This window comes from Luminiphilus sp. nBUS_16 (assembly GCF_051201645.1).
GTDB lineage: Bacteria > Pseudomonadota > Gammaproteobacteria > Pseudomonadales > Halieaceae > Luminiphilus.
On sequence record NZ_CP179205.1, the window covers coordinates 1313756 to 1337840 of the forward strand.

Annotated in this window: 25 protein-coding genes; 10 read left to right on the forward strand and 15 right to left on the reverse strand. The window is 53.8% G+C overall.

The annotated features are described in order from the left end of the window. Positions 1-339: 339 nt before the first annotated feature. Together recA and ACMAY6_RS05800 are read left to right on the forward strand one after the other, a co-directional pair. The gene (gene recA / locus ACMAY6_RS05795; protein WP_435215242.1) at positions 340-1383 is read left to right on the forward strand and encodes a recombinase RecA; all 1044 of its coding nucleotides are present in this window, start codon (positions 340-342) and stop codon (positions 1381-1383) included. Between the two features lie 5 nt (positions 1384-1388). Then, complete coding sequence (locus ACMAY6_RS05800) at positions 1389-1886, forward strand: regulatory protein RecX (protein ID WP_435215244.1); 498 nt, start codon at positions 1389-1391, stop codon at positions 1884-1886. Between the two features lie 127 nt (positions 1887-2013). On the opposite strand, the gene ACMAY6_RS05805 is transcribed toward ACMAY6_RS05800, so the two are convergent. From ACMAY6_RS05805 to ACMAY6_RS05835, 7 genes are all read right to left on the reverse strand, one after another. Further along, positions 2014-2886, reverse strand: a complete 873-nt coding sequence (locus ACMAY6_RS05805; protein ID WP_435215245.1) for a DUF3014 domain-containing protein — start codon at positions 2884-2886, stop codon at positions 2014-2016. 251 nt (positions 2887-3137) lie between these two features. Then, positions 3138-3779 (reverse strand): flavin reductase family protein, encoded by a 642-nt coding sequence (locus ACMAY6_RS05810; protein WP_435215247.1) that lies wholly within the window; start codon positions 3777-3779, stop codon positions 3138-3140. A gap of 3 nt (positions 3780-3782) precedes the next feature. Beyond that, positions 3783-4124, reverse strand: a complete 342-nt coding sequence (locus ACMAY6_RS05815) for a thiol-disulfide oxidoreductase DCC family protein (RefSeq protein ID WP_435215249.1) — start codon at positions 4122-4124, stop codon at positions 3783-3785. A 45-nt stretch (positions 4125-4169) separates the two neighbouring features. Next, positions 4170-5102 carry an FAD:protein FMN transferase gene (locus tag ACMAY6_RS05820; protein WP_435215251.1) on the reverse strand — a complete coding sequence of 311 codons (933 nt, stop codon included), beginning with the start codon at positions 5100-5102 and terminating at the stop codon, positions 4170-4172. Then, entirely contained in the window at positions 5095-6285 is a 1191-nt protein-coding gene (locus tag ACMAY6_RS05825) for a DUF3570 domain-containing protein (protein ID WP_435215253.1), read from the reverse strand. Before ACMAY6_RS05825 ends, ACMAY6_RS05820 begins: the two co-directional genes overlap by 8 nt. Then, entirely contained in the window at positions 6272-6544 is a 273-nt protein-coding gene (locus tag ACMAY6_RS05830; protein ID WP_435215254.1) for a DUF4266 domain-containing protein, read from the reverse strand. The genes ACMAY6_RS05825 and ACMAY6_RS05830 overlap by 14 nt, the downstream gene beginning before the upstream one ends. After that, positions 6498-7025, reverse strand: a complete 528-nt coding sequence (locus tag ACMAY6_RS05835) for a TlpA family protein disulfide reductase (protein WP_435215256.1) — start codon at positions 7023-7025, stop codon at positions 6498-6500. Before ACMAY6_RS05835 ends, ACMAY6_RS05830 begins: the two co-directional genes overlap by 47 nt. 453 nt (positions 7026-7478) lie before the next feature. On the opposite strand from ACMAY6_RS05835, the gene ACMAY6_RS05840 reads away from it, so the two are divergent. The 4 genes from ACMAY6_RS05840 to ACMAY6_RS05855 are packed head-to-tail and all read left to right on the forward strand — an operon-like array spanning position 7479 to position 11623. After that, complete coding sequence (locus ACMAY6_RS05840) at positions 7479-7994, forward strand: pilus assembly FimT family protein (RefSeq protein ID WP_435215961.1); 516 nt, start codon at positions 7479-7481, stop codon at positions 7992-7994. Further along, positions 7985-8893 (forward strand): PilW family protein, encoded by a 909-nt coding sequence (locus tag ACMAY6_RS05845; RefSeq protein WP_435215257.1) that lies wholly within the window; start codon positions 7985-7987, stop codon positions 8891-8893. The genes ACMAY6_RS05840 and ACMAY6_RS05845 overlap by 10 nt, the downstream gene beginning before the upstream one ends. Further along, on the forward strand, positions 8890-10260 hold the full coding sequence (locus ACMAY6_RS05850) for a hypothetical protein (RefSeq protein WP_435215258.1): 1371 nt from the start codon (positions 8890-8892) through the stop codon (positions 10258-10260). Before ACMAY6_RS05845 ends, ACMAY6_RS05850 begins: the two co-directional genes overlap by 4 nt. Position 10261: 1 nt before the next feature. Then, entirely contained in the window at positions 10262-11623 is a 1362-nt protein-coding gene (locus ACMAY6_RS05855) for a hypothetical protein (protein ID WP_435215259.1), read from the forward strand. Positions 11624-11777: 154 nt separating this feature from the next. On the opposite strand, the gene ACMAY6_RS05860 is transcribed toward ACMAY6_RS05855, so the two are convergent. The 4 genes from ACMAY6_RS05860 to ACMAY6_RS05875 form a co-directional block, all read right to left on the reverse strand. Then, entirely contained in the window at positions 11778-12527 is a 750-nt protein-coding gene (locus tag ACMAY6_RS05860) for a hypothetical protein (protein WP_435215261.1), read from the reverse strand. 75 nt (positions 12528-12602) lie between these two features. After that, positions 12603-13013, reverse strand: a complete 411-nt coding sequence (locus ACMAY6_RS05865; protein ID WP_435215262.1) for a type IV pilin protein — start codon at positions 13011-13013, stop codon at positions 12603-12605. 241 nt (positions 13014-13254) lie between these two features. Continuing rightward, entirely contained in the window at positions 13255-14451 is a 1197-nt protein-coding gene (locus ACMAY6_RS05870) for a hydroxymethylglutaryl-CoA reductase (RefSeq protein WP_435215264.1), read from the reverse strand. Further along, entirely contained in the window at positions 14451-15413 is a 963-nt protein-coding gene (locus ACMAY6_RS05875) for an NAD(P)H-dependent flavin oxidoreductase (protein ID WP_435215266.1), read from the reverse strand. The genes ACMAY6_RS05870 and ACMAY6_RS05875 overlap by 1 nt, the downstream gene beginning before the upstream one ends. Positions 15414-15580: 167 nt before the next feature. Between ACMAY6_RS05875 and ACMAY6_RS05880 the strand changes: the two genes are divergently transcribed. Both ACMAY6_RS05880 and ACMAY6_RS05885 read left to right on the forward strand, forming a co-directional pair. Then, complete coding sequence (locus ACMAY6_RS05880) at positions 15581-17248, forward strand: AAA family ATPase (RefSeq protein WP_435215267.1); 1668 nt, start codon at positions 15581-15583, stop codon at positions 17246-17248. Position 17249: 1 nt separating this feature from the next. Beyond that, complete coding sequence (locus ACMAY6_RS05885; protein WP_435215268.1) at positions 17250-18239, forward strand: general secretion pathway protein GspB; 990 nt, start codon at positions 17250-17252, stop codon at positions 18237-18239. Between the two features lie 22 nt (positions 18240-18261). Here the strand turns inward: ACMAY6_RS05885 and ACMAY6_RS05890 are convergent, their stop codons facing one another. Both ACMAY6_RS05890 and ACMAY6_RS05895 read right to left on the reverse strand, forming a co-directional pair. Then, positions 18262-19299, reverse strand: a complete 1038-nt coding sequence (locus ACMAY6_RS05890; protein WP_435215269.1) for an NADP(H)-dependent aldo-keto reductase — start codon at positions 19297-19299, stop codon at positions 18262-18264. 58 nt (positions 19300-19357) lie between these two features. After that, positions 19358-20749 carry an alkaline phosphatase gene (locus tag ACMAY6_RS05895; RefSeq protein ID WP_435215271.1) on the reverse strand — a complete coding sequence of 464 codons (1392 nt, stop codon included), beginning with the start codon at positions 20747-20749 and terminating at the stop codon, positions 19358-19360. Between the two features lie 125 nt (positions 20750-20874). Between ACMAY6_RS05895 and ACMAY6_RS05900 the strand changes: the two genes are divergently transcribed. After that, positions 20875-22182: an ammonium transporter gene (locus ACMAY6_RS05900; RefSeq protein WP_435215273.1), complete on the forward strand. Its 1308-nt coding sequence runs from the start codon at positions 20875-20877 to the stop codon at positions 22180-22182. Positions 22183-22321: 139 nt separating this feature from the next. On the opposite strand, the gene ACMAY6_RS05905 is transcribed toward ACMAY6_RS05900, so the two are convergent. Further along, positions 22322-23491, reverse strand: coding sequence for a cation:proton antiporter domain-containing protein (locus tag ACMAY6_RS05905; RefSeq protein ID WP_435215963.1), 1170 nt, complete (start codon positions 23489-23491; stop codon positions 22322-22324). Between the two features lie 177 nt (positions 23492-23668). Here ACMAY6_RS05905 and ACMAY6_RS05910 point away from each other — a divergent pair, with 177 nt between their 5' ends. Continuing rightward, entirely contained in the window at positions 23669-23779 is a 111-nt protein-coding gene (locus ACMAY6_RS05910) for a methionine synthase (RefSeq protein WP_435215274.1), read from the forward strand. A gap of 7 nt (positions 23780-23786) precedes the next feature. Here ACMAY6_RS05910 and ACMAY6_RS05915 read toward each other — a convergent pair whose 3' ends face one another. Then, the gene (locus tag ACMAY6_RS05915; RefSeq protein ID WP_435215275.1) at positions 23787-24011 is read right to left on the reverse strand and encodes a DUF2970 domain-containing protein; all 225 of its coding nucleotides are present in this window, start codon (positions 24009-24011) and stop codon (positions 23787-23789) included. Positions 24012-24085: the final 74 nt, after the last annotated feature.

A 24085-nucleotide genomic window follows, 5' to 3' on the forward strand; every position in this document is an offset into this window, starting at 1 on the left:
ATCCAGCAGCAGAAACTGTTAACGCCCGCTAACCCAATGGGTTCGCTGTACTTTGGGTCTTGCTGCATCGGATTTGAGGCTAGATTCTCCGCGTGCGTCGCAATGTGCTGGCAGTGGCGGCGTTCTGTTTGTCGTACTTTTGGGAACAGTCGGTCGGCACTGCCTGTTGTTGCGCCCAAAGTCTCGTTTTGCGGTCAACCTGTCGCCAATGACGACATGTGTTCTCTAACGATAGTTTCTGAACCACCGGAAAGCGCTAAAGTGACTTGCATCTGAACGCAAAAACACTGAATATACATACAGTAGTTTACTTTATAATCTCAACCCGAGGAAAATCGCATGGATCCCAACAAAGCGAAGGCACTTGACGCGGCAATGTCGCAGATTGAACGGCAGTTTGGCAAAGGCACTGTCATGCGAATGGGTGATCAGGAACGCGTAGCCATTCCGGCTATTTCTACTGGCTCCCTGGGGCTAGACATTGCTCTGGGTATTGGTGGTCTGCCCAAAGGCCGTATTGTCGAGATCTACGGTCCGGAGTCGTCGGGTAAGACCACGTTGACACTGCAGGTTATTGCCGAGGCACAGAAAAAGGGGGGGACAGCAGCCTTCATTGACGCAGAGCATGCGCTAGATCCCCAGTATGCAGAGCGATTAGGGGTTCAGGTGGACGACATGATCGTATCCCAGCCTGATACCGGTGAGCAGGCTCTTGAGGTTGCTGAGATGTTGGTTCGTTCCGGCGCTGTCGATGTACTCGTCATAGACTCCGTGGCAGCACTGACGCCTAAAGCCGAAATTGAAGGCGAAATGGGCCAGTCACACGTAGGTCTACAAGCGCGCTTACTGAGTCAAGCGATGCGCAAATTGACCGGGGCGATTAAGCAAACCAACTGCCTAGTGATTTTCATCAACCAAATTCGCATGAAGATCGGCGTCATGTTTGGCAGCCCAGAGACCACCACGGGTGGTAACGCACTCAAGTTTTACGCCTCTGTGCGCCTTGATATTCGACGCACCGGAGCGGTCAAAGACGGCGACGAGGTGGTCGGTAACGAAACCCGGGTCAAGGTGGTAAAAAACAAGGTTTCGCCGCCGTTCAAACAGGCCGAGTTTCAGATCATGTATGGCGCAGGTATTTACCATATGGGCGAGGTAATCGACTGGGGTGTCAAACTGAACCTCGTCGATAAAAGCGGCGCCTGGTATGCCTACAAGGGCGACAAAATTGGGCAAGGTAAAGCGAATGCCTCCCGATTTTTAGAGGAGCACCCTGACATTGCCAACGAGATCGAAAGTCAAATTCGCCATCAGACAATGGGCTTACCCCTCGCCGTAGTGGAAGCGGCGCCAAGTGAGGGTGCGGAAGCCTCTGCCGAGTAAGGAGCTTGGAATCTCCTCTTAATCCCACTGACGTACGCCGGGCCGCAATGGATTTGTTGGCTCGGCGTGAGCATGGGGTAGAGGAGTTGAAACTGAAGCTGAAGCGGCGTTTTGGTCGGGAAGAAGACTTTGACACTGTTGTCACCGAACAGCTTCAGCGGCTTATCGACGAAGACTTACTCAGCGATACACGTTTTGCAGCGGCCATGGTGCGGCAACTGGTCAATAAAGGTATCGGTCCGCGCCGGCTGGATCAGGAGCTGCGCAGCAAGGGAATAAAAAATTCCTGGCAAGACTGTGCCGCTTTGGCTGAGTTAGAGGTCGATTGGTTTTGGCAGGCACAACAGGTGTACAGCAAAAAATTCGCCAACCCCATCAGGGAGCCCAACTCTGACGATCGGCGTCGGGAATGGGGGAAGCGTGCCCGCTTCATGCAGTATCGAGGCTTTGAGCCGGAGCAGTTTATGGAGCTCATCACCGACGCGAGTGAGCCTTTTGATTAGCCCCAAAACCTAGCGCTCGCACTCAGCCCCTGCTAGGTATTGCAACCAGTGTCTTACTGCGCAGACTTGAATTAGTGACTGCGGGCGGCATGAGCGGGGGAGCCCAATGCCGCTAAACAACTTTTAACTAGGTGCTGCGATCAAGCAATGCTCCGCGCAGCTCCCGTGCTTTGTCCTGAACTTTTTCAGCGTTCCCCGAGCCCATACGCATAAGCTGCTTTTGCAGGGCGGGCAAGGTCTCTAAGCTGTCGTCCTCATACCGCCAGTTTGCCTCGTCCTTGTACAACCGCGCTTCTAGGTCTGTGGCGGGTGCCAGCAATATCATATTGAGGGCGCCTAATGCGGCGTCGTCAAACGTGGTATCACCGTAACCCAGCCCTGACCAAACCTCTTCCAGCACGCCCGAGAGCATGTCATAGAGGGTCACAACGGCTGCCACATTGACCCCAGCTAAGGTATCGGCGAGGCCGTTATAGCGCTCAAAGCCCACGGGATCTAGGGTCACTGCAAGGCCGCTATCTTGAAACGGAAATTTCACACTGGGGCGGCCTACGGGTAAAAGCTTATAGGGCACGTTACCCATGCGAAGGTTGTCAACAATGGCAACACCCCGTTCGAGGGCGTTACTGCTCATAGCAAATTGTTGCCCGAGCATGCCGCTGTTTAACTGCGGTAAGTATTCGGTAATGACCGCGTCGCTCTCTGGCAGCGTAATTGCCGGAGCTTCGATTATCGTCTTAACTTCGTCAGCGAGAACGACTTCCGGCTCAAGCGTGGGCTCGCTAATAGATGCGGGTGCCTGCTCAGTAACAACCGCCTCTGGAGTGACAACCGGTGGAGCGACTGGAGTCACCGGAGCCTCAACTGGCGTTGGTGCCGGTTTTTCCTGCATAAAGCCCCAATATAAAATGCCACACAGAACGACAAAGCCCACCCCCGCGAGAATGATTCCAGCGTTGGACTTTTGTGGGGGTAAATTTTGGTCTGTTTCTGTGGTCATAGCTTTTCCTGAATCAATTCGGCCGACAGTGTCATGATGTTACACCACTATGACTCATGCACTTTGAGGAAGTTCCAAAAGCCCTGTCGGTTTCAACTTTGGGGTAACACTACGCCCGGCGGTGTTCGCGCTATTCTTTCAGGGTTCTGTTTTTGGCGCAGTGCCTAGATATAGGTGTCGGTGGCTTTTTGCGGGAGAGACTTGGTCTTGAAATTCGTTTAATGCGGGTCGGAGCCGAGACTTTGATCGATTCAAGTCAAAGCCTGTGTCGCTCGATTGGCTTTAGCGTAGGCAAATCGCCGCCCCTCTTTGACTCCGTGGTAGCTGTCCAAACCGCAAACCGTTTGCGTACCGAGGTCGATAAGATTTACCGAGCCATCGTCTCGAATTCCAGAGGCTGGGCATTGCAGCCATTGCACACCTGCGATCAGTAAGTGCGTTTGATTCACGGCGAGCACCTGGTGTTCGATGAGTGAGAGTCCGAGCTTCACTGGTGATTCTTTCACGGCTGGCGCAGAAAACTCGGGGATCCATTCTTCAGTGAGTTCAGTCGCGTCAAACTCGGAGTCGCTTCGGGGGTAGCGCGCTGAAGTTTGATGGGCGGCCGGTATCATGGGCTCGGTAATATGGTTGAGGGTGAACACCTCAGTGGCCAATATGTTATCGAGCGTATGACGTTCAGTGCCCTCGGGGCAGGGCCTGATGATTAATCCCAGCACTGGTGGGCTGGCACCAATATGAAAGACGCCAGAGAAAACCGCGAGGTTGCTTTGTCCCTGTTTGTCGGCTGTTCCCACCAGCAAGGCGGGTTTAAACCCAGCAATACCATTAATCAGGTTGCCTCGGTACCGACTGGGTAATGCTTTGAGCTCTTCTGCGGTCCAGTTGCTCATTGGTTACAGCCCTGTCTTGTAGAGTCGGTCGTAGCGCCAGCGCGCCCATCGATTGTAGGCGACCTCGACAATGGGACGAATGAGAGGCCAGGTCATCCACCGCCACAGCACCCCGTAACGGGTGTGCTGCCAAGCGGCAACGTTGGCCTCAATCCCGGTAACCATTTGTCCATCGCGCTCTAAGTGGAGCACGCGTAACAATTGGTCCTTGTCGACCGGGCTGTTCGGCTCACTCAGTCCATGGATGTCAACCAACCGCAGTTGCTCATCCTTGATGACGCGCAACCGATCCATTTCCTTAACGCAGAGAGGACACTGGCCGTCGTAATAAAGCGTATCTGGCATGCTGGGGGACCAAAAGCAGTAATAGATATTCAGTTACGGCCAATGTCATCGGCTGGATGATTGGGGGGCCAGAGGGCCGGAGCATTCGCCCGCTGGTCCAATGTTCAGCCAAGGCAGCCCGGCCTCTTCAAGCCATGTTGTGGCATCGGCACCGCTGTGCAAGCACCCAACGGTAGCGACCGCGCCCGCAGTCAGGCAGCTGTCTGAAATTACACTGACGCTCGCCGCCCCTTCGACGGGCCAGCCCGAGTGTGGATTGAGGAAGTGACTGTAGCGTCGGCCGTTAATTTCAATAAAGCGTTGGTAGCTGCCGCTGGTGGCCAGAGCACAGTTGGTCAGCTCGATGGTGAGCAAGGTTCTTGATGGAGCTTCAGGGTCGCTGATGCCAACATGCCAGGGTGCCCCAGAAGTTTTACTGCCCACGGCCACGACATCCCCGGCAAGTTCAATCAGCGCATGGTTGAAGCCGTGGTCCCGCAAAGACTGCGCGGCTTTATCGGCGCCATACTCTTTCACGATACCCCCGAGGTCTAATTCCATTCCGACATCGCGCAACCCAACACCCAGTTCGCTCTGCACCACCTTAGACCAATCCACTTTGGGTAGCAGATCTGGCAGTTCACTGACATCGCCTTGCTGCCCACTAGAAAAATCCCAAACCTGTCTCAGGATTCCTGCCGTGGGGTCAAACAAACCGTGGCTTTGTTCCCATAAGCGTCCACAAAACCCCAGTAACGCGAGGGTCTCTTCATCGACGGGGATTAACGTCCCGGTGCCGGCAAGGCGGTTAATCTGGCTGATTAAGCTGTTCTCGCGATAACGGCTGTACCGCGCTTCGAGATCATGCAAGAGGGCCTCGACGGTCTGACAAACCGCCCGCGCACTGGCGTCATCGGGCTCTGGGTGTTCTATAACCAGTCGAGCGGGGCCGCCCATGACTGTAAAGGCGTGCTCTGTAACCGCGATAGGGTCAGTCAAAGCGCCAGCTGATGCCAATGGTAGCGCGCCAAAAATTCACCAGGGCAGGAGCGGCCTCTCCGTCATATAACCCCCAATCGTTATTACTCTCATAACGTTCAAGCTGCCCTTCCATGTGCCATTCGCCAATCTGAATAGAGCTTCTCAACCCAATAGTAAAGGCACCATAGGACGACAGTCTAAAATCATCGGCATAAAATTCTTCGTCTAAATCAGCGATAACGCTGAAAAAATCAGCCTCTTTTTGGCTGTAATAGCGCAGGTAAGGTGTCACTGTGAAGCGTTCAAAATTTTGATGCCAGGCCACCTCGGCGGTATGGGAGTCAGTGCCCCAATCGTCAGAGTAATAGCGGTAGTCTATTTGCAGGGCGCCTTGAGCCTCTGGAAAGAACTTTCGATAACCGCCACTAAGCGCCGTGCGGCTGTGTTCATCAGGGCGCGCATCAAACAGCTTGTAAGGGTCAGACAGATAGCCTTCGCTAAAGGTGTAACCCAGGCCAATGCGTACAATAGCGGTGCTAGACAGAATCTGGCTGACGCCAAAGTAGACCGAGGCCGTGTCAATGTCTTCACGGTCGATAAATACGGGGATGTTGCCGTTTACGGGCTCGACCCTGTCGTTTGAGGTGCTTGCCGAAGCCGACCAGGTTCTTGAATTGTCACTGCTGTTCCAAGCCACGTCGAGTGCGAGAGCCAAGGCTTCGTAGTCGTCTTCCTTGGAGTGCGTCACGTTGAACCCGGCGTTGCCATCAGCCCAGAAGTAACGCGTGGTAGCACCCACCTCAACGCGATTATCGTAAATGCTCGCACCGCTCATTATAACGCCGGGCTGGCCATCGATTTGAGTGCCGACAAACCATGGAGATGCCCCGCTCATGGAGTCGTTTTGAACATCAACAGCAATAGACCAACTCGAGCCTATGGGCGCCTCGATCCAGAGCTGTGTGACATCAATGTCGTAACGGCCGCGTGCTCCGGCAATAAAGTTATCTGTGGACAGGTTGTCCTCGCTGTAATGGCTATAGCGCAACCCCACCTCGGTGAACTCTGGGGGCGCATCGGCATAGGTGTTGTGGTAGGCGGGCAGGGCGGCCACAGCGGCGCCCAAGGTTCTTACCAATGGCGATTGTTTGATTGTCGAGGCCGAGTGCTCACTGTTTTGGCCGCTACTAATTACAGCCACAACCACCTCCTGCAGCACCGTTACCCCCGGAGGATGCCTCCTTGCTGGTATAAACGTGGCCCTTAAATTTAGCCTCGCGGGTGCTCGATTGCCATTGCATAGCATCTTCTGCGAGGTATCCGCGCTCCCACGCCGCGACGGGTTCGAGACCCGAACAACCGCTTATTCCAACGAGAGCAAAAAGACAAAAAAACCGGTAGGTTTTTAAAGTTTTATTCTTCCAGAAGCTGCAGAATTTCAGCGCGCAGAGCATCCTCATCTCCTCGTTTAAACCCGACGTGAACGGCCCTAACGCGTCCTTCGCGATCGATTAAGTAACCCGACGGCATGCCGTTGACGGCGTAGGCCTTGGGTACGCTGCCTTCGGTGTCGATGGCAACGGGATACGTCACTGGATATCGCGCCAAGAAGTCCCATGCATCTTCCTCGACCACATCAACACTGATAGCGGTGACCTTGAGCCCCATTGGGGCGAGTTCCTGATAGATTTCGTCGAGTGCGGGCAGAGATAAACGACAGGGGCCACACCACGAGGCCCAAAAATCAAGGTAGGTAACGGCCCCTTTGTAATTAGCCAGTGAAATAACGCCTTCGGCATTTGCAATGGCAGGCAAGCTGAATTCTGGCGCGGGTATGGCGTCCTGCGCTGTTGTGGCGCCGCTGTGTACACCAACAGAAAACACGGCGCAGAGTACAAAAGCGCCACATGTTTTCACGAGGTGGGTAGTGAGCTTAAGCATTGGAGGCCCCTTCATGACAAAGCTGATAGTTTACAGCATTGAGCCCTGTATCCCTTGTAAACCCCTATACGCTTTTGCGACGGTCAGAATTAGACTAAATGATGGCTATTAGAGCCTTTAACATCGCCTGCTTTATACTTTCGAAACCGTCGTGGGGCTTTTTTCTCAGTGTGTTGGCTTCAAGGCGTTCCACCGGAGGCCCACAACCCTTAATGGCAGAGTAGTCAATTCACCCCACCCGGTTGGTTGGGGCACTCGCGACAATTTTGTGGCTGACGCTAGGACAATGGTAGTCTGGGCGCCAAGATACCGGCCGTTTATGCTGAAGTAGTCAATTGAGCGCAGTCGGCATCAAGTCTGCGGGCTCTCTAGCTCAAGGTCCGTAGTTAAAGCCGGTTGAGTGCAGTACGGTAAATCAGCGTTACGGTCGCGCGGCGTTAGTAAAGGTGTGTGGTGGAGAATTTACTGAAAACAAGCATCAAAGGCTTCACCTTGGTGGAGTTATTGGTGACTCTCGTTGTAATGGCGATACTGGTTGCTATTGCAGCGCCTGCGTTTCAAGATCTTATTGAACGGCAACGGCTAAAATCAGTGGTAGAAACTGCACTATCTGACCTTCAAGTTGCCCGCTCGGAAGCCCTCACGCTTGGGCTGAGTGGCGTGGTAAGGGTCACGTTGAATGACGGTGTGTCGTGGAACTACAGCATAGCGAGCACTGGAAGCACGCCCACGGTAGCCAGAGCCCACAACGATTACGGTGACGGCGTAACTGCGGTAGTGACCGGGTGGAATAAGGCGGGAAGTACGGCCGCTTTTACGATTACAGCCGTGCGAAGGTTAGACCCCGCGGGGACTGGCTCCATTACTTTTACCCTTGGCAGTGTCAGTGCTAAAATCGACAGAGACTTGTTAGGTGGAGTTTTTGTTTGCTCTCCTAGTGGCGACCTTGGATATAGAACATGCAGTTGAAGGACGTGCGTCGTTTAATAACGGGGAAAACTGTGCGGGGATTTAGCCTGACAGAGCTTATGGTTGCCATTGCTATTGGCAGCTTTATCGCTTTGGCAGGCACCACATTTTATGTGACGACGGTGGGCTCTAGTAAAGACGTCTTCGATGCTGCGGCGCGTACCGAGCAAATATATTCACCGGCGGCATCCTTGCTTGACGACATCCGTAGAGCAGGTTACCGGGGTACGCCCGCCGCGCTTGGCACTTACCTGTTGACGACTCAGGGGTTTGGTGCCACGGCAGGGGATGAGGGTAATTACCCTGCAATTGAATTTGGCACATCGGGCGCGCCAACGTTGTCAGGGACCACGACGACCGACTGCGTGCTCGTCTCCTATGTGCAACAACATACATGCGCAGCGGGAGATGGAGTCACTGGCTGTGCTGGTGCCGGTACAGTTGTGCAGGTTCATCATCGATTTGGTTATCGCCTTCGCAACCATGTGCTTGAGGCCACTGCTGGTGTTCACCCAGGGGAATACTCGGCAGGTGCACCGGTTTCTGGGTGCAATGTGCCGCCCGCAACGGCTCCCTGGGTACCGGTGACGAGGTTGGGGGATGTGTTCGTCGACACATTTTCGGTGGAGCTGGTCAACGAGAATATTGCCGACGGTGACAACGATTGTGTTTTGGGTGTCGCGGGAACAGCCCCCTGCGATACCTACGGCAGCACCAGTTTACAGGCCTGCGGTTCGACGACATTGTCATGTCGAATCGACCGTTTATATAAGGTGACGCTTTGCGCGTACCCCAAAAGCACCGATAACCAGTGTGCCAGTGATCCCGACGATAAAATTTATGTCGAACTCTACGCCAAACCCCGCAATGCGGTACTCATACAGGCGGCGGCCTCATGACCTTGGGCCCATGGCGTTTAAGTTCTCGGCGAGTTGGCGATCAGCAGGGGGCCTACACAATTTTCTTTGTTGCCGTACTGGGTTTGTTGACGCTGCTTGCCGTGCGCAGCATGACGACATCAACCGTCAATTCTGTTCGCCTCACCTCGAATACGCACAACGCCACCGAAGGGTTTTTGGCCGCTGAGGAAGCCATGGCACAGGGTATGGAGTGGCTCGCGTCCAGCAGCAATAGCTACACCACGCATTTGTGGCCTTCTGCGCCTCACACGGTTGGGACACCGCTTTCTTTTCCAGTAGAAAACATGGGCGGGCAAACGACAAGTCGGGCCTACACGCTTTCCTTTGGTTTTGAAGCGGGACCTCCCGGAGAGTCTCTTCTAAAGGTTATTGGTCGCGCTGCTAGCAGCACAGGGCAGGGGGCAACGGTTAGCCAATGGGTGTCACTTAACACGCTATTGCAATCCACTGCGTTAGACGCGCCGTTGGTGGTCGCGGGTTGCCTCAACGTAGCTAGTGGGGTGCCCGATATATATGCCGACCTCGTGCCTCACAATGATACTCTGGATTACATTACTTATTATCGAGGCCCCACGCGCCGTACTGCCCTCAACGGCACGGCCGGCGGTCTCTGTGATGAAGGGACTGGGAGTCAGCCAGAGGAAGGCGCAGCCGAAGCTCCTGAGTCGATCTGGCGCCTCAACAGTCACCTCGTTGGCACACAGAATGGACGTTTCGCTAACTCGGCCGAACCCATTGGGTTATCTCAGTACAGTGGCGGCGATCTTTGGCCCCGTATTTTCACGGAGTCACGGGATTGGTTTGATGACCTTAGAGTCAATCAGCCAAACGCGCTGGCTGATATGAATATTTATTATTGGAATGGCGCAGCGCCCGCTCCGGGGAGTGCGCCTGATACTGGGCAGACTTGGCCAAGCAACATACAAAAGCGGTCAAACGGGTCCACACAATGGCCAAACAAAACTGCGACATTTGACTATAGTGGTGCGCCGCAGCCGGGTGACTCCTTTAGCGCATGGGGTACTTTTGCCAACCCTGCGGTCATTATCTATCGTGGCGCTGGCTGTCCGAATCTAAGGTTTCAGAGTAGCGGCAGCTATATCATTATTGGCGTGTTGTATATTGAGAGCGCTTCAAACCCTGAAAACGCGGCCTTGGAGTGTACTGCAGATGAATGGCAACGGTTTATGATGCTGGGAACGCTGGTAATTAATGGTGACCTTAAAATTATAAAGAAAAATCCTGAAATTATTTCCGCCGAGGTTGGCGGGATTTATGACACCAAGTTATTCCCAGTAACTGGAGTGTACGGTGCGGCCGGCACGTGGAAAGTGCAGGAGGATTGATGTGAGTACGGTGAAACCATCAACACCGCAAAACCTGCCTAAGCAAGGTGGCATGGGGTTTGTTGAAGTTTTGGTTGCTTCTGCCATTTTAGCACTCACAGTTGCGGGTTCAGTAACGTTGTTGGGCGGGTGGACACAAGCGTTGTCTGAAACCCGCAACCGTACCGACGCTTTGGTGCGCCTTGTCTCCGTTATGGATCTTGGGAAACACGAAATTGCCTTGATTAACCCCAGCGACCCGAACTACAACGCAAGCCTAGTCAATAGCGTGGTTTCTCCGACACAGCGAATTAGCGGTTTTACCTTGGGCGACATTACCGCAGTGGCTGGTGTGAACCGGACCAAGTTTGAGGCTTCAATTACATGGTTGAACCCGTATGAGTCAGGAGGGAACGCTAACTCAAAATTCGGTCTTCACTCCTATCACCCCGAGCGCAGAGGCTTTGTTTCGGTCACCAGCCCCACAGTACCTGTTTGTGTGGGTGTAAGCTGCCCTGGAGTCGACGATGATTGCATTGTTTCAACGGGCTCCAAAAAAGGGAAGGGCAAATCTAAAAAGTCCGACGGGACAGACTGTAATACGACGAGTAAGTCGAAGTCTTCGAAGTCTGTCACCTACAAAAACGACAAGTCTGACAGTGTTAGCTGCACTGCCACATCCCAGACGGTGAATATTGTCGGTTATCCCGGTTCACTGACGCTGGGGCAGTCAGGCAACCTAACGGCAACTGGTGGTGGCTCAAACAATCCCATCGCCTTTAGCAGTTTGACTCCAAATTCCTGCAGCGTATCCGGTTCAACGCTTACGTCTACAGGCGAAGGTGTTTGTACTTTTAAGGCCGTGCAGCCGGGTCAAAACTGCACCTATGCTGAGGGGTCGGACCAAAAAGCTATCAATATTGGTTGTCCCGCGTTTAATCCTCTTAGCATCTCCGGCCTGCAAACCAGCGATATCATAGATAACAGCGTTCAAGTAAATGGAAGTAACGTGAGTGGTGGTAGCACTTTCAGCCCAACATCCTACAACATAGGTGCGAGTGGAGCTTGCTCACTTTCCGGCACAACCCTCACCTATGGGCCCTCTACGGGTACGTGCACCGTCACCGCTACTCAAAGCGGAGTTTGTACCTCCGGCGTGCAAGGAGTTTCCATTGGTATCACCGTTGAGGGTGAAGTATGTGAGGCGCTCTACGGCGCTTATACAGATAGCAAGGGCAAGGCAAAAGAAGGCTATTACTTGCCAAACACGACGGCCTGTCAGTGTTACAGCGTGAGTAGTAAGGACGGAAAATTAAAGTCTGCTACCGGGAAATCGCAAAAGGCTCAGTGTCCTGCTGCTAAGACTAAATCTGAGAAATCTTAGCTGCGGTATTCCCAAGGTTAGTAAGTGGGGGCTTTTCCCGGCCGTTACTGTGTAAATCTCTGGAATGTAGCCACGGTCAACTTCTGCTGCATCTGGTTTTCAGTTAGCTATCGGCGAATAGGATTTTATGGACTTTGACCCTCGTCTCTCCTCGTCACTGCCGCCAAGACAGCGACAGTGTGGGAACGCGAGTCTTGAGATAATCGAGCATAAAGAAGTTCAGCAGGGCTACCCCCAGCATTTCCAAAAATTCCTCAATGGAATACAACACGGCATATAGTGCCGAATGTCGCACGGTTTGTTGCTCGTACACCGACGCGCTGATCATCTCTATTCCCATAGCGCCTCCCAAAAAAACCGTAGCGCTGAGTATCAGGCCCCATTTGGTGCGACTTGGCAGAGCGTCAAGAAAAGGTGCATATAACCCCGCTAAAAGTAAGACTAACGCGCCGTAGGGTAGCACCCAGATAAAGTAGAGATACCCTGTGGGCGCTATCCAGCCCATGGGTGTCAGGTACTCCTCGGTCAAACTACCAATGTGTTCGTGGAAGGTGGTGCCCTCGTCGAAGGCCAGAAATAAAAAAATTAGGCTCAGCGCGCGCCAGCGTCCTGTGAAGGGTGCTTTCTCCAAGGCTTCGAAGTGGGCGATGAGAGCTGTGATGGCAGCCGCAGTGGTCCAAATGAGTACCGAGAAGAGCGTGGGGATATTTTGTTCAATACCGACGTTGAGGTACTCGGCAAAGTCATTGATGTACCAAGGGGCACCCGAAACCCGAGCCCAAACTGCGAAGGCGCTTATTATATGCAGAATACCAATGATTGTGAGCAACGTCTTAAAAAAGCCCCAAGGATCAATGCTCAGATGTCCGGGCGGTCTGCTATCGCTGTTTATAGGGTTGGTCATTAAACCCTCCAAAGCCTATCTGCGTTATTCAACTTCAGAAACGGTGAAATCTTGTTTGCCCCACGCCGACGAGATTTAGTGCCAACAATCACCGTTGGCATAGCTTCCCGTCATTAAAGGGGCGCCGTCTTGCACGGCGAAAGTGCCACAGCTGTCAGTCTGCTGTATGCCAGTGGGTGCCGCAGTGGCGGTATATGAGGTTCCCGAATTGGCGGTAACAGTAATCGCGTAGTATCCGGCTTCAGAGGTACTCGCAATGCCGTAGCTCGATGTCAGCTGTGCCAGCGTGCCGTAGGTAGTGCCATTGCTGCGGTAACGTTCTTGAGCAATTTGTAGTGCCAGCAGTGCGTTTCTTGCGTCAGCTCTGCGACTTGATTTAACGAAGTCTTGATACGCTGGGAGGGCCACTGCAGTGAGCACCCCCACAATAACCACCGCAATCAGCAGCTCAATGAGGGTAAATCCCGATTTGGTGTGGTTTCTCATCGTCGCTCATGACTCCGGTCCAAAGACTAGGTTCGATCATAGCGTAGGAGGCGTGGGAGCGTCACTCCAGTTCAGCTCAATCTAGAGGGAAGTGGGTGCTGGTTACAAAAGAGTGGTCTGAGTTTTTTTCGCCGCGATATGAGTAGAGGGGTATCAAAAGAGGCTCTGAGTTATCGCTCAGAGCCCCTTTTGGGTTTTCCTTTGGTGCACCTATGTAAAGCGCCCAGTCGGAGGTCTCAAATCAACGATTGCGCCCTAAGCGCTCATGAGCGTCAACCCACTCATTGGTGCGGGTCGCCTTATCGATACGCGTAGCGGCGGCGAGAGACAGCTCCCCTGCGACGACCAGGCCCGCGGCAATCTCACAGAGCTTGAGGGCTTTGTCTTGGCCAAAGCAATCCATCATTTTCAGGCACTCGCTTTGGGTCGGCAAATTAGTGCCGCCGCCGTAGCTGGCCATAATGATCGAAGGCAGGGTTATCGAAAAATAATGGTCGCCATCGCGCGTGGCGCGCTGATACACCGTGCATTGGTTGGACTCGCCAATATTGGCGATGTCTTGCCCCGTGGCCAAGTAAAGGGCGGCCAAGCCGTTGGCGGGATGGCTGGCATTGTTGGAACTGTTCGACATAAACGCTGCCAGAGTCGATACCTGATACCCGTACTGCATTTGTTCGGGGGTAATGCGCAGGTTGTCCATGAGCACTTTGCGAGGGATGGTGATTTCAGCGGTAACGCGTCGGCCACGGCCTTTGAGCATGTTGACCGAGGAAGTTTTCTTTTCCGTATCAAAATTGCCCGAGAGCATATAGTTGCGCATGTTTCCGGGGTAGTTTTCGCGTATCCATTCACAGGCAAAAAAGGTGGCTCGGCTGGTCATGTTTTGTCCGGCCGCATCGCCTGTGGAGTAGTCAAAGCGCGTGGCTATGAAATTGTGTGCGTGGTAGTTCTCAATCTCAAGCAGTTTACCGACCGAGGTTGTGCTCTCAGCTTGTGCTTTTATCTCATCAAAGTTGGCACGTAACCACACCTGAAAATCACGGGCGTCACGGGCGTCGGCAAAAATAAACACTGGGGCGCGCTGCATCGATTCTGCGGACACCGTTGTGGTGACCCCACCAGACTCGCGAATCACCTTCATGCCGCGATTGTAGCTAGCTAGCATGGTGCCCTCGACGGTAGCCATGGGCACATAAAACTCGCCCTGAGCGTGTTCTCCGTTCACCAGCAGCGGGCCTGCCACGCCAATTGGGATTTGGGCGACTCCCCAAATATTTTCGATATTGCCAGCCATGACGTGGGGGTCATAGGAGTACTGTTTGGTGTGGTTTAACGCCACACCGGTTTGGGCTTCAATAAAGGCCTGGCGTGCAGCCAGGCTCTCTTCACTGTAGTCGTCTTCTGCAGACCGCGGAATTTTAGGCGTCGAGTCGCTCATTAACCCATTACCCGTGCTTTTGCCGCGCTGTATTGTGCGGCCAATTGCGCCACGTAATCGGCGGTTGGGCCCGCACTTTTAACGGCACCAATACCCTGACCGGAGCCCCAAATGTCTTTCCAGGCTTTGGCGTCTGTATTGCCCCCTGAACCAAAGTTCATTTGCGTTGGATCACTAACGGGGAGGTTGTCGGGGTCTAGACCAGCGCTCTCAATAGAGGGGCGCAAGTAGTTGCCATGGACACCGGTGAACAAGTTGCTGTACACAATGTCATCGGCGCCACAGTCAACAATAGCTTGCTTGTAGCCTTGCTCAGCATTGGCCTCGTCAGTGGCAATGAAGGCTGAACCGATGTAGCCCAAATCGGCTCCCATGGCCTGAGCTGCGAGTACTGCATCTCCCGTGGCAATGGCACCGGAAAGAATGAGGGGGCCGTCAAACCATTCGCGAATTTCTTGAATCAGAGCAAAGGGTGACTGGGTGCCGGCATGGCCGCCCGCACCGCTGGCGACAGCAATTAGGCCATCAGCGCCTTTTTCAACGGCTTTTTTGGCGAAGCGGTTGTTAATGATGTCATGCAGCGTAATGCCGCCATAGCTGTGCACAGCTTCGTTGACCCACTCTTTTGCGCCCAGAGAGGTAATGACAATGGGTGCTTTGTATTTGACGCACATTTCCATGTCGTATTCCAAACGTGCGTTTGAACCATGAACAATTTGATTTACCGCGTAGGGTGCGGCTGGTGAATCGGGGTTTTCTTGGTTGTGACGGTCGAGCTCGTCGTTAATGCGCTGCAGCCACTGGTCTAAAACGGGCTCGGGTCGTGCGTTGAGGGCAGGAAACGATCCCACGATGCCGGCTTTGCACTGCGCTATGACAAGGTCTGGGTTAGAAATAATAAATAGCGGCGAGGCAATAATGGGTAGACGAAGTGTATCTTTAAGAATGGGCGGCAAAGCCATAGCGAAGTCTCCTTGGACTCAATCGTGCTGAATGTGAGGTTCGGACTAAATTTGGGATTTGAACATACAGTATGTTTTTTTGTCGCTCAAGTATGTTTCGGGGTTTCCTTAACTGTGCGAAGCTGTCTGCTTCCGCAAAAAGTGCGGCTTTTTGAAGAATTCGGACCATGTATTACAAATATTTTGGTTTAGTGGAGTCGCCGTTTTCCATTTCGGTTAATCCACGCTACCTGTTTATGAGTCCCAGGCATCGAGACGCCCTGGCTCACCTGTTGTACGGGGTGGGCAGTGGGGGTGGTTTCATTCTGCTGACGGGTGAAGTCGGCACGGGTAAAACCACCATAAACCGCGCGCTTTTGGAGCAGCTACCGGGCAATGTGGATCTCGCCATTGTGCTTAACCCGGCGCTCAGCGCGGTCGAGCTGTTAGCCACAGTTTGTGATGAATTGGCCATAGATTACCCCAAAGGTCATCACAGCTTGAAGGATCTCACCGATGCCCTGCATCGATTTCTGCTTGGGAATCACGATAAGGGCCGCAAGACAGTGCTTATGATCGATGAAGCCCAGCACTTGGATTTCGATGTTCTCGAGCAAATTCGGTTACTGACCAACCTTGAAACCGACAGCGAGAAGCTTCTCCAGATTATTCTTATTGGCCAGCCGGAGTTAACGGAAAAGCTGGGCAGGCCCGAGTTAAGGCAACTGAACCAGCGCATAACAGCCCGCTACAACCTCGAGGCACTGAGCCTTGAGGAAACGAACGCCTACATCAGGCACCGCTTACAAATTGCGGGATTACCCGCCGGGCGTGAACTGTTTGCCCCGGGTGTGGTGCGTGCCATTCACAAACGCGCTCAGGGAATTCCTAGGCAAATCAACTTACTGTGTGACCGAGCGCTGCTAGGGGCGTATGGCCGTAAACTGGATCGCGTCAACCGTCGCCACGTTGCAGCTGCGGCTGAAGAAGTTTTTGGCGCATCTCATGCCTCGGTTAATCGGTCCTCGGTGCCACTGTGGCTTTGGATTTTTGGCGGTGTCTGTTTTGGCGGTCTGTTACTGCTGTTTGCGCTGGGTTTCAGGGCCAGCCCATTACCCCTGCCAGCTCCGTCAGTTGCCGATGATTTGGGGCCTGCTACTTCGGTAATGCCGGACGATCTTGGTGCTGACGCCGGGGAAGGTGTTAGTACTGGGAATGGGGTGCAGGCGGCGGGGTGGTTGATCAATGAAAACTTAGCCCTCGAGCAGCTATGGCAGCTCAACAGTGACGCACCTTTTCCAGCGGGTGTTTGCGGCGGCTCAGAGATTGAGGCAGAAGTTGATGGCCTGCGCTGTCTACAGGGGGCTGCCCAAGTTTGGGATCCGATCATTGCCCTCAATCGTCCAGTGGTGCTCGATATGCAAACCCCCGGACGCTTCTCGGCAGCAACACTGGTGGTCGCTTTTGAGGGGGCGGTAGCGTGGGTTCTGAGTGGTAATGCAGTAGAGCGCGTCAGGCTGGTCGATATAGCAACGGCTTGGCGGGGTCGCTATCGCATGTTTTGGCAGCCACCCCAAGGGTGGGGCCGACCGCTGGTCGAGGGGGATGTTGATCCCGTAATCACGGTGGTGGCACAGCTTTTTGCAACACTGGATCAGCAGGTCACGCCGTTGACCGAACAGCGTTTTACCCCTGCCCTTGCAGAGCGAGTTCGGTTGTTTCAGGCCCAACAAAACCTGACTGCCGACGGCGTCGTTGGTGTTCAAACTCTGTTAAAGCTCAACGATGCATTGGGTATAGGGCTCGCCCCCGATGTGGCGCTGCGTCGTGCGCAGTGGCTAACGGAGGGGCCTTGATATGTCGATGATTCTCGATGCTCTAAAGCGTTCTCGGGAGGATGGAGATGTTTCTAATGCGGTGCCCTCGATCGATACGAGTCACGAATTTACCGCGAAAAAAGTGGTGCCTTTCATTGGATTTCAAGGGCTGGCTATTAGCATTGGAGTAGTTGCGTGTATTGCCATCGGAGTGCTGACGATGCAGAACGTTTCTCAGGGTCAGCTAGGGGAACCGCCCCCAGAACAAGACCCTGTGGCCGCAACTTTAGCGACGGCAGAACCCCAAGCTCCTAAAACGCCATTGCAGCGCTCGACAAGTCCTGTGCCAGAGACGTCCGCCTCTTCGCTGACACTCGGTCGTCATAGCGGTGGTGTCGCCCAACAAGCTCAGGTCGCGAAAAAAAACACCTCAGCTAACAGCACCCAAGTAACGGCACTGTATCGTAAGGTAGAGGCTGCCCCAGAAAACTGGGTTGGTGCGCCTGGCGCAAGGGCTACGGAAGAGCTCAAGCCCTCGTCTTTGGGTCAAACAGCCAATGCGTTTGAGAAGACGAATGTCCCTCAGTCCTCGTCTGCAGTGCTGCCCTCGGATGACGCGCCTGAAACGCCGCGCCCCGGTTCAGATTTTGCAGCGACGGAAAAAATGAGCGCCCCAAAAAGCACCGCAGAGACGCAGGTCAGCGACTCAGCGGCCTTACCTCTGGATATTGCGGCGGTAGTGGCGCGAGTGCAGGCGGAGCTGGGGGAGCGTGCTTTAGTGGCACATCCCACGCCGCTCATCGAGAATTTATCCCAGCAAAAAAAGAACGCAATTCCCACGGTGATGTACACCGGTCACGATTGGCAGCCGGGGGGGACGTCTTGGGTGACGTTAAATGGTATTGCGCTGCAAGAGGGCCAGAAAAACAGTGGCTTTAAGGTGGAAGAAATTTTGACGGACAGCGTAATTTTAAACTATCGCGGTACAGCGTTCCGTCTAAGGTCACTCAACAGCTGGGTGAATTTATAAACCTTTAGTGGTTGGCGGGGCATCAGGGGGCGGGGTCAGGGATATCCCGATGTATCGCCTTAATTCCCGCATGAACTTCCTCTGACAGCACGACATCAAGGCTGCGTATGTTGTCCTCCAACTGGGCCAAACTGGTTGCTCCAATAATATTCGATAGGAGAAAAGGTCGAGTGTTAACGAAGGCCAGGGCCATTTGTGCAGGATTTAAGTCGTGCTCTTCAGCGAGGCTCACGTAGCGTTCAGCGGCGTCCCATGTAGGTTTAGATGCATAGCGTGCAAAACGTTTGAACAACGCCAGTCTGGAGCCCTCTGGCAGCGCGCCATCGCGGTACTTACCGGTCAGCAATCCCATAGCCAGTGGGGAATAGGCCAGTAGGCCAATATCTTCCCGATGGGAAATTTCGGCTAGACCAACTTCAAAGGTTCGATTCAGTAAGCTATAGGGGTTTTGTATCGACTGGGGTCGGGGCAAGCCTTCGCGTTCGGCGGTTTGTAAAAAAGTCATGACGCCCCAAGGTGTTTCGTTGGAAAGCCCGTAGCTGCGGATCTTGCCCTGCTGAATGAGCGACTCGAGAGTGCGCATCACCTCCTCAAGTGGGGTCCAGCTTGAGTCTGAATCATTGTGGTGGGTGTAGCCTCTGACGCCGAAACAATTAGTGACGCGTTCGGGCCAGTGTAACTGGTACAGGTCGATGTATTCGGTCTGTAATCGTTGCAGACTGTTATCAACCGCTTCGATCAAATGCTCGCGGGTGAAGCGCGGACCACCGCGCAAAAAATCGAACTCTTCACGAGGGCCAGTGGCTTTTGTTGCAAGTATCCAATCTTCGCGGCGTCCCGAGTTAGCAAACCAGCTGCCAATATATTGCTCGGTTCGCCCTTGGGTCTCCGCCCGCGGCGGCACGGGGTACATCTCCGCCGCGTCCATGAAATTAATACCATGCTCCAATGCGTAATCAATTTGGGCATGGGCTTCCTGCTCGGTATTTTGTTCGCCCCAGGTCATGGTTCCTAAACAAATACGAGATACGGCTTGACCGTTGATATCAGTAAGACTCATTTCGGTTGCTCAAAGGGTGACAGTAAAAGATGTTTTGCCGTTGATGGTGCAGATGAGCTTAAAGGCCCAAAAAATTTGCCATGGCATCGTGAACCTCGCGTTGGCGTAGAAACCCCGGCAGCAGCCCTTGGCCCACGTCATTGGCAAAGAGCGGGACATTGGCACCAGTGTGCTCCTCAGAAAGAAACCCATTGGTGGCGTAATTAATGGTCATTAAGCTGCCATCAGGCATGGTGATTCGCGCGACGTGCCCGGGTGAGTACACCGGGACTGGAACTTCAGCGTAGAGGCTAGGCTCTGGAATGATTTGAGCGGCCTGAGCGTGATCGGCGGTAACAATGATCAGTGTCTGAGGGTGCGTCTCGGCATACTTTAAGGCCACACTGACGACTTCTTCGAGTTGCGCTATTTCACCCAGAGAGCCACAGGGATTACGCACATGGCTCTCTTTGTCGATGGAGGCCGATTCGACCATTAGAAATAATCCTTTGCCGTCAGGCTGCGTTAGCCGATCTAGAGCAACCTGAGTCAGTTCAGCTAACCCAGGGGTGTTGCGGTAAGCCGGATTGGGCTCACAGGTAATCGGATCTGGCTGGGTAACGCTGCCCAGTCGCCAATCCAATTTATTGAGGGCACTGGTATCGGGTTGTTCGGCTACCCGCCCATCAGAGCCCTGCAAGCGCACCGGCAGATGCCCGCTAGCAAATAATCCTATCAGTCGCTTATTGGAGTCTGCCTCAGCCAGCATTGCAGGGTCGGTGACAACCGTAATCTTCTGTGACTCAGCCATCTCGAGGGCGGTTTTTCCAGATGTCGGATCCGCGGTGGTGAAGTGAATCAGCCCGCCTCCAAGAACCACGTCGATAGGTGCCTTCATAATTTGTTCTGCGATCGATCCGGGGCCGCCGTTACTGGTGGCATCTTGCGGGCATCCGGCGTAGGCGAGGCTGTAGAGTTCACCGCCTAAAATAATATCGGGGTTTTCACAGCCTCGGCTGGACACGTGACTCATAAAACTAGCCGGTGTTGCGTCGGTAACCGAGCTGCTGCTTACAATGCCCGTTTTAAACCCTGCTGCATGTGCGCGCTGAGCAATGGTGGTCAAATCTTTATCGCTAGCGCTGGTACCGACACGCCCCATTTGTGTCGTGACGCCCGTCGCCAGCGTCGTCGCGGTATTTGCGGAGTCGGCCACATAAACCCAGTCAGTGTTTTTGCCCTCGGTTTGAACCTGAACTGCCGCACGGACGGGGAGGGCATCGATGACTAATTGGCCGTCATGCCCTGCCAAAAAGTTTCGGCCCATAGTGACATGTTGGTCGTCGAAGCCGTCACCAATAATCAAGATAACAGCGCGCGGATCGCTGGCTGTATCGGTACTCACAGCGGGCTGCGCCACAGTGAGGCCACTGAAGCCAATAAAAACAAAAGAAATGATTGAGCGAAGCATGATTAACCTCAGGTCAAAGTGCGATTGGGCGCAAAATTTAGTGACACAGAGTACGGCTCTACTGGCACTGCCGCAAGGATATGGCATCATGCGCACCTCGACAGAAATTGTGGTGGTCAAATAGCATGCTAGTGATACGTAAACCGGGTCTTTTGGCGCTGTGCGCTCTCCTCTTGCCGACTCCGGCGTGGGCTGGGGAAATTTCTCCTGCTGACACCGCTTGGCTTTTAACGGCGACCGCGCTGGTTTTATTTATGACCTTACCCGGGTTGTCGTTATTTTACGGGGGGTTAGTTCGGGTTCGAAATGTGTTGTCGGTGCTGATGCAGTGTTTCGCGTTGGCCGCACTTATGTCACTGGTTTGGTTTGTCGTGGGTTATACATTGGCTTTTGGTTCTGCAGGTGTAGAGCAGGGCGCTTGGATCGGCGACCTGGGTAATTTCATGCTGATGGGCATTGAGTTTGACGGCGTCAACGGTTCGATTCCTGAATCTTTGTTTGTCATGTTTCAGATGACCTTCGCTATTATTACGCCGGCGCTCATTATTGGTGGTTTCGCCGAGCGCATTCGATTTTCCGCTTTGCTGTTATTCAGTACGGCTTGGTTACTGCTCGTGTATGCGCCCATATGTCATTGGGTATGGGGTGGCGGTTGGCTGGGGGCCATGGGTCTTCAGGATTTTGCCGGTGGCACAGTTGTGCACATCACGGCAGGCGTTGCTGCTTTGGTAGCCGCCATCATGATGGGGCCCCGCCGAGGCTTTGGGTCAGTAGCGATGCCGCCCCACAACCTCACCATGACTGTGACCGGAGCGGGCATGCTGTGGGTGGGCTGGTTTGGCTTTAATGCCGGCTCGGCAGTGGCGGCTGATCAAAGTGCGGCTATGGCAATGTTGGTGACGCACCTGTCTGCGGCTTGCGGCTCTCTGGCGTGGATGGCCATGGAGTGGCTGCGTCATGGTAAGCCCTCGGTTCTCGGTATTGTTACTGGCATGGTTGCAGGTCTGGGCACGATCACTCCGGCATCGGGTTCAGTGGGCCCCGCAGCAGCGGTGGTAATTGGGCTCACCGCAGGTGTCGTTTGCTACTTTGCAACGATCACCCTGAAAAATCGCTTGAAAATTGATGACAGCCTCGACGTTTTCCCCGTTCACGGTGTCGGGGGTATTTTGGGAACGCTGCTGGCAGGTATCTTTTGCTCACCGAATCTTGGCATCTTTAGCGGCAACGGTTTTTCCGATGGTATTGACAGTATCGGCGGTCAGCTTGCCGTTCAGGCGACCGGTGTCGGCGCAACGTTTTTATACACCTTGGTCGTGAGTTGGGTCCTTTTCAAGGTGGTAGATGCCCTTGTGGGTCTCCGGGTTGATAGTGATGAAGAGACCATTGGGCTAGATCTGGTACTCCACGACGAGCGCGGTTACGACCTCTAGCATGGCGCCGCGTTTGGCCTAAGTGGGGCCCCCAGCGGGCAGGGCCTCTGGCTAGCGACCTTTGCATCGGCAAGTCTGGGGCTTAGCCACTATCTGTGGCTAATGCTAATAGGAGCGCCGTCCGTCTCAACGGTAACGCTTAATCTCTTCGCAGTGCATCGTTACTGGCGATAGGCGTCGGAAATCGGGTGACTACGAGGTAACTCGAGATCAGCAGCGTAAGGATTGTCGTCGCCTGAATCAGCGTATGGGCAGTAGGGCTCAGGCGACCGGACTCAAGGGCCACTACGGCAATGAGTAAGGCGAATTCGCTACATTGACCCAATCGAAACCCAAGATTCCACGCTAGCTTTGGCGATTCGCTTACGCCCCGCAGCAGCATTTGGTAAACCACGGGTTTTAAGCACAAGAAGCTGAGTGCTAGAACCACCGCAGCTGCAGCGACGTTGGGAAGAGCGGAAACGTCAAATTGTGCGCCCACGGAAAAGAAGAAGATGACGAGGAAGAAGTCGCGTAGAGGTTTCAGGCTTACCGCAATGTACTGAGCGATGGGGCTCGTTGCGACGGCCACGCCAGCGATAAAGGCGCCGACCTCTGCGCTTAGCCCCATCAGTGCTGCCAGCTCGGCAATGCCAAGGCACCAACCCACGGAAAGCAGAAAAATATACTCATGATACCGATCAAATCGAGCAATCAGTGGAATGAGGATAAATCGAACGGCAGCCCAGCAGCCCATAGCCAGTAGGGGCAGCATAATCAGGGGGCGAGCGACCGACCAAATTACGGAGGTTCCAGTATCGCTGCTTTGTAACCACACCAATACGACGATGGCGATCAGATCCTGAAACAGCAACAATGCGACCAGAACTTCGCCAAGGTGTTTATGGTGCAACACGGTCGTGGGCAACAGCTTGATGCCAATAATGGTGGAAGAAAACATGAGGGCAGCACCCACAAGGAGGGCATCGTTGTGGGCGAAACCAAAACCCCGAGTAATTGCGTACCCTATGGCGATATAGATTCCCGAGCTAGCTAGGGCGACCCAGCTTGAGCTTTTCATGCTGTTCAGCAGGGCTTTTGGCTGCATATCGAGGCCGAGCAAAAATAGCAGGAAAATAATACCAACGTGCCCCGCATCGCTGACTAAAGCCGTATTGCTCACCAGTCCGGTGCCGAAAGGCCCTAAGGCTGCACCCAAAATGATGTACGCGATAATTATGGGTTGCCGGGTATACAGTGCAATGGAGGCAAACACTGCCGCCCCTAAAAATATAGCGGCGAAGGTAAACGTGATGCCCCCAAAATCCATAAATTCCCCGTGTTCGTGCATAACGTGAGCGGCAATACGCCTGCTCAAGGCCTACCCTAGTCTACGACAATCTGCAGATTAGGTAGCAATTGGCTTTGCTTTGGCGGCCGGTTTCTTTCAAAATACGCCCGCTGAATATTAACGGCTACATTTATCCCTTTTGAAAGGAAAGATACGATGTCTCAAAGTAATTTGTCTGACGGCGCTGCCGATGGCCTGGCGGCCGTGATTATTGTTTCCGTAGTGGTTACGTGGGTAGTGTTCTGGCTCGGTGGTATGCCTGCCTGAGCCCGTTCTAGCGAGCCACGATCCATTGCACCAATAAGACCAAGCTCCCTACAAATATCGCCGCGAAGACCAACCCCGCGGCGATGAAAACCCCCGGGCTGCCACCGTTAAAATCTCGATCCCGATTTTTCGCACTTTGCACACCCAGTGCCGCGGCAAATATGCTCTGCAGTAAGTCTAGCCAGGACAGCTTGTTCGTTGGCGTTGGAGTTTCATTGTCGTGCTGTGTCATGTCAGTTGTCAGTGCCGCGCCGCATACATCCCGCCTAGAATACCAACTCGGAGACCTCAGCGTCGCGTTGTTTT